Below are 5968 nucleotides of genomic sequence, written 5' to 3'. Positions count from 1 at the left end.
ATCGGTGTCATTGCTCCGATGGCCGTCGCCCAGCTGCTGTGCACCTACCAGCTCGCGGCGAGCGGGAGCGCCGCGGTCGGCTTTGGCGCGTGGGCATGGTCGGCCGTCGGACTCGCCGTCATCGGCGGCAGCGTGCAGGGGTGGTATCCGCAGGAACCGACGATCTGGGTCTGGTCGATCGTCGCGGTCACGCTGGCCACCGTCCTCGGTGGCAACCTCAGCGCACGCCGCCGGGTCCAGTCCGCACTGGAGGAGGAGCAGCGGCGCAGCGCGCAGGAGCAGGCGGCGCGGGTCAGGCTCGAGGAGCGTTCGCGCGTCGCGCGGGAGCTGCATGACGTGGTGGCGCACAACATGTCGGTGATCGCCATCCAGGCCGAGGCGGCTCCGCTCCGGGCATCTGACGATGCACCTGCGCTGACAGCGGAGCTCGTCGCGATTCGCAGGACCGCGCTCGAGACACTGACCGAGATGCGACGGGTCCTGGGGGTGCTGCGCACGACCGACGAGGAGACGACGACCGCACCCACCCCCGACATCGGACAGCTCGACGGACTGATCGCTCGGGTTCGGGCAACCGGCGCACAGGTCGAGCTGACCACGTGTGGGGCACCCCGGCCCGTGGACGCCGGCGTCGGCGTGTCGGTCTACCGCATCGTCCAGGAGTCGTTGAGCAACGCCCTGCGGCACGCGCCGGGTGCTCCCGTCAGCGTCGTGCTGACCTACGACGAGGCCGGTGCAAGGCTCGTGGTGCGCGTGGAGAACGATCCGTCGACTGCGCAGCCGGACGACACGGGTGGCACAGGGGAGCCGCCCACGGGCTCCTCGGCATGCGCGAGCGCGCCGCCCTGCTCGGCGGGACGCTGACCGCGGGTCCCACGGCGGCGGGCGGCTACGCGGTCGAGGCACACCTCCCACTGGACGCCTGATGACGATCCGCGTGCTCATCGCCGACGACCAGGGCATGGTCCGGACAGGGTTCGCGACCTTCCTGCGAAGCGAGCCCGACATCGAGGTGATCGGCGAGGCGGCCGACGGCCGGCAGGCGGTCGAGGCGGCTGCCGCGCTGGCGCCCGATGTCATCCTCATGGATGTCCGGATGCCGGTGATGGACGGCCTGGCGGCCACCCGTCAGATCATGAACAGGACGGTCGATGTGCCCCATGTGCTGATGGTCACGACCTTCGACCTCGACGAGTACGTGTACGAAGCGCTGCGTGCCGGCGCCAGCGGGTTCGTGCTGAAGGACGCATCAGCGCGCGAGTTGGCCGAGGCCGTGCGCGTGGTCGCCGCCGGAGACGCGGTCATCGCGCCGTCGGTCACCCGCAGGCTCATCGCGGAGTTCGCCCAGCTGGGCGGCCCGCCCGCCCCGACCATGCGCCGGCTCGAGGGGCTGACCGAGCGCGAGACGGAGGTGCTCGGACTGGTGGCGCGGGGGTTGTCGAACGCCGAGATCGCCGCAGAGATCGTGGTCGCCGAGCAGACCGTCAAGACCTACGTCGGACGCATCTTCGCCAAGCTCGGCCTGCGTGATCGCGCGCAGGCGATCGTCTTCGCGTACGAGTCGGGCCTGGTGGTCCCGGGCGGGTGAGGTCCGGGTCGTACCCCGGTGGCAGCTGCGGATCTGGCGCCCTGGTGCGATGCGCGCGACGCCGCCCGTCGCCTACGTTGCGGCCGGCACTGGACGGACCGGGAGGCCACGATGACGACGGCGGTGAGCGACGGTGAGCGACGATGTCACCGCCGGCTGCTGGTGGTCCGGTGCGGCCTCGCCGTCGCGGCGATCATGGCGATCGTGCGCACCTTCGGCCTTGGTCACGACGACATCCTGGCGGCCGCGGACCTGTTCGTGCGACTCGATCCGACACTCGTCGGTGTGGTGCTGGTCCTGGAGGCGGTCTGGGCGGTGGCGCTCGCGGCCACGCAGCGCCACGCCGTGCGCGCGCTGAGCGGCGACCTCAGCCTGCGCGATGCGCTGCGCATCTCGATGGCCGGCTTCACCCTCAGCCGCGTGGTGCCCGGTGGTGGGGCCGCGGGGGGCCTCTTCGCGATGCGGGAGCTCGTCCGGCTGCGGCACCGGCCGGCGGGCGCCGCCACGGCGCTCGTCGCATCGTGGGCGATCAGCATCATCAGTCTTGGGGTGCTCGTGTTCGGCGGCCTGGGAGGCGTGGCGCTCAACGGCGATGTCATCGGCGTACCGGTCGCAACGGTCGCCGCAACGCTCGCCGTGCTGGCGTCCGTCGGATGCGCCGTCCTCGGTGCCCTGTACCATCCGCCCCTGCGTCGTCGCCTGACACAGCTCGTCACTGGCGTGGCGCGCCACCTGCCGGTCTCCCTCGACGCCGACGAGGTGGCCCGCCTGTTCGAGGGCGCTGCCGACCGGCGCAGGCGCCACCTCGGGCGTGGGTTCCGCTGGGCGATCGTGGCGTGGGCGGTGGACGCCACGGCGTTGTGGGTCGTGTTCGCGGCATGCGGGCACCGACTGTCGCTGACCGCGCTCGTCGTCGGCTACGGGTCGGCCAACCTGCTCAACAGCGTGCCGGAGTTGACACCTGGCTGGCTCGGCGTGTTCGAGGCGGCACAGTCGGCGACGTTCATCACCCTGGGCGTCCCGGCGGGCGTCGCGCTGGCGGCGGTGCTGGTGTACCGGATGGCATCGTTCTGGTTGCCGACCGCCGCCGGCATCGTGCCCGCGGTGCGGTCCCTCGCACGCAGCAGGGACGCGGCGACCGCGGATGTGCCGGATGGGCCGCGACGCCACCAACGGGTGTCCGTGGAGGCGGGGGCGTGAGCGTCCGACCCGGCGTGGCGGGTCCCGTCGTGCTGGTCGGCGGCGGTGAGCATCGCCAGCCGTGCGTGCCGATCGACCGCTGGATCCTCGAGCGCGTCGGCCGGCCCCGGGCGCGTGTCGCGGTCGTCCCCGCCGCGTCGACCGCTGCGACGCTGCCGTCAGCCGGCCCTCGCGCGCAGCTACTGGTCGGCACTGGATGCGCACGTGAGGATCGTCGTGCCGCCGCGAACGCGCGGCAGCCGGCCCGACGACGCGCTTGCAGCGGCCGACGTCATCGTGCTGACCGGGGGCATGCCCGGCCGGCTGATCACCGCCCTCGGCGCCTCGCCACTCTGGGACATGGTGCTCGATCGGTGGCGTGCCGGTGCTGTGTTGTCCGGGTCGTCGGCAGGCGCGATCGCCCTGTTCGCGTGGCGGCTGGCGTTGCGCGTGCCGAACCCGCTGCGCGTCGTGCCGGGGCTCGGGCCCCTCGACGGCCACGTCTGCATGCCCCACTTCGACCGCTTCGTCGGCCGGCACCCGGCGGGGCGGCGGTGGGTGCAGGCGACCACGCGGCGACTGGGTGGCCTCGGGACCGTCGGCATCGACGAGGCGACCGCCCTGGTCGTCGACGGCCACCACCTGCACGTGCTGGGGCACGGTGCGGTGACGTTCGTCGACCGCACCGGCTGGCACAGCACGCCGGCTCCAGGTGTTGTTCTGCGCCCGTGGTCTCCCGTCGCATGGCCCGGGCTGCGCGAGCGCAGCACGAGCAGAGCCCGGATCCCCGAACTGGCGCTCGACGCGTGAGGATCGACCTCGTATCCCCGCGTGGTCTATCGTTTCGGTGGCGTCGTGGCGATCGGCGGATCGCTGGCCAAGGAGCGGGACCTGGCGGACACGATCGCGACCGAAGCGCAACGGATCAACGACGCGACCTCGCGGGACACCCGTCGGCGTGCCCTCATCGCCGGCTGCATCGGCAACCTCGTCGAATGGTACGACTTCGCCCTCTTCGGGGCGTTCGCACCGGTCCTGGCGACAACGTTCTTCCCGTCACACGATCCGATCGCGGGGCTGATCGCGACCTACGTGGTCTTCGTGGTGGCGTTCGTCGCCCGCCCGGCCGGCGCGCTGCTGTTCGGCCACGTCGGGGACCGGGTGGGCCGCCGGACGGCACTCGCCACCGGCATCCTCCTGATGTCGCTGGTCACCGCAGGCACCGGCCTGCTGCCCGACCACGCTGCGATCGGCTGGCCCGCGCCGGTCCTCCTCGCGCTGCTCAGGGCCGGCCAGGGCGTCGCCGTGGGTGGTGAGTACGGGGGCTCGGCGGCGTTCGTGGTCGAGTACGCACCCAGCGGATGCCGGGGCTGGTACGGCGGATGGCAGTGGGCCACCGTCGGCCTCGGGTTCGCGGCCGGGATCGCCGCGGCGGTCCTGCTCAGCGCAGGCCTCTCACCCGTCTCGTTGCGGAGCTGGGGTTGGCGGTTGCCGTTCCTCCTGGCGGCGCCGCTCGGGCTGATCGGCCTCTACATCCGGACACGACTCGACGACACGCCCGGCTTCCGCGCGATGCAGCAGGTCGGCATGGTCGCACGCGTCCCGCTTGCCGACACCCTGCGGACCGCGCGGCGCTCCGTCGTCATCGGCTTCGGCCTCGTCGCAGCCGTCACGGTCACGTTCAACGTCTTCTTCGTCTTCCTCCCCGGCTACGAGGCGACGTCGGGGCGGACCGGACTGCCGCTCGCGTTCGCGGCTGCGTTCGCCGGCCTGATCGCCGCTTCGACCGTTGCACCCCTGCTCGGCAGGCTCTCCGACCGGGTCGGCCGGCGACCGGTCCTGATCTGCGCGACCGTCGCCCTGACCGTGCTCATCCTTCCGGCGTCATCGCTCATCGACGGACCGGGGTTGTCCCACGCGGTGCTGGGCTACGTGGTCATCGGGCTGGTGCTCGGCGCGCTCGGGCCCACGGCGTTCCTTTCAGAGCTGTTCCCCACCCCGCTCCGCTACAGCGGGCTGGCGTTTACGTACGGCATCGCCAGCGCGCTGTTCGGGGGGACGGCTCCCGTCGTCGCCGCCACGCTCGCACGCCAGGACGGCACGCCCCGGTCAGCTGCGTGGTACGCCACCGCGGTCGCGGCCGGCGCGCTCGTGTGCGTCATCATGGCGCCGGAGACCGCGAACCGCTCCCTCGACACGGGGAAATGACGGTTGCGCGCAGTCTTGCGGTCGGTAAGGCGCGTACCTACCATTGCCGTGTCGTCTTCGTGCGGCTGACCAGGGCGTTCGGAGCAGCTCATCATCGCCAGGACCTCGCGGTAGGCATGGGCCACGACAGCTTCACCGATGGTCTGCTCGTCCCTGCGCACGACGTGCGCCTGCCGCTGCTCGGGTCGAAACTCAGACCTCCTGTCAATCGTCCGGGCATCGTGGAGCGGACAGCCCTGCTCCAACGCCTCTCGTCCGAGCCCACGTCGTCCATCACGGCGATCGTCGCACCCCCGGGGTATGGCAAGAGCACGCTGCTGTGGCAGTGGGCGGAACGGGACCGCCGACAGAGCAGCTGGTTGACCCTCGACCGCGAGGACAACGACCCTGTCGTCCTGCTGACCTACCTCGCGGCCGCCCTGGATCGGATGGTCCCGGTCGACGGCGAGGTCTTCGAGCGCCTCCTGGTACCGCGCCCCTCCCTGCGTGCCATCACGTCGATCCTCGGGGCAGCCGTTGCATCGCAGGGGCGGGCGGTCATGTTGGTCCTCGACGACGTGCACGTCCTGGACAACCACGACTGCCACGACATCGTCACCGCCCTCGCGGACAACCTGCCCGAGGGCAGTCAGCTCGCGGCGGCGAGCCGGCATGAGCTCCCCCTCCCGGTGGAGCGCCTCCGGGCGCACGGCCGGATCACCGAGATCGGGGCCAAGGACCTCGCGTTGGACCAGGGTGAGGCGGCCTCCCTCATGGAGGCCGCCGGTGTCGAGCTCGCCGAGTCGGACATCCGCGACCTGGTCACCGTGACCGAAGGCTGGGCGGTGCCGGTCTACCTCGCCGCGCGCTCCATCAGGGCCCGTGGCGACGGGGCGACGCTCGATGCCGAGCACCTGGGTGCGCAACGGGACATTGTGGCCTATGTGCAGGCCGAGCTGCTGTCGACGATGCCCGATGAGACGGCCGAGTTCCTTACCCGGTCGGCGGTGTTGG

6 protein-coding genes are annotated in these 5968 nt (G+C 71.9%); all 6 read left to right on the top strand.

Translation table 11 applies throughout. From position 1 onward, the window contains the following. On the top strand, positions 1-864 hold an 864-nt coding region (locus tag VK923_06590), incomplete at its 5' end, for a histidine kinase (protein ID HSJ44331.1). A 61-nt stretch (positions 865-925) separates the two neighbouring features. Continuing rightward, entirely contained in the window at positions 926-1588 is a 663-nt protein-coding gene (locus VK923_06585) for a response regulator transcription factor (GenBank protein HSJ44330.1), read from the top strand. A 111-nt stretch (positions 1589-1699) separates the two neighbouring features. After that, positions 1700-2788 (top strand): lysylphosphatidylglycerol synthase transmembrane domain-containing protein, encoded by a 1089-nt coding sequence (locus VK923_06580; GenBank protein ID HSJ44329.1) that lies wholly within the window; start codon positions 1700-1702, stop codon positions 2786-2788. A 204-nt stretch (positions 2789-2992) separates the two neighbouring features. Next, positions 2993-3577 carry a Type 1 glutamine amidotransferase-like domain-containing protein gene (locus VK923_06575; protein ID HSJ44328.1) on the top strand — a complete coding sequence of 195 codons (585 nt, stop codon included), beginning with the start codon at positions 2993-2995 and terminating at the stop codon, positions 3575-3577. Between the two features lie 45 nt (positions 3578-3622). Continuing rightward, entirely contained in the window at positions 3623-4975 is a 1353-nt protein-coding gene (locus tag VK923_06570; protein ID HSJ44327.1) for an MFS transporter, read from the top strand. Positions 4976-5091: 116 nt separating this feature from the next. Beyond that, on the top strand, positions 5092-5968 hold an 877-nt coding region (locus VK923_06565; protein ID HSJ44326.1), incomplete at its 3' end, for a hypothetical protein.

It is taken from the genome of Euzebyales bacterium (genome assembly GCA_035461305.1).
Taxonomy (GTDB): Bacteria; Actinomycetota; Nitriliruptoria; order Euzebyales; family JAHELV01; genus JAHELV01.
The sequence above is the reverse complement of the archived record's forward strand: the minus strand, read 5'-3'. Positions and strand labels throughout refer to the sequence as shown.

Bases quoted from the DNA above. Each gene is read 5' to 3' on its own strand.
- VK923_06580 (HSJ44329.1), top strand. From the start codon at position 1,700: ATGACGACGGCGGTGAGCGACGGTGAGCGACGATGTCACCGCCGGCTG.
- VK923_06585 (HSJ44330.1), top strand. From the start codon at position 926: ATGACGATCCGCGTGCTCATCGCCGACGACCAGGGCATGGTCCGGACA.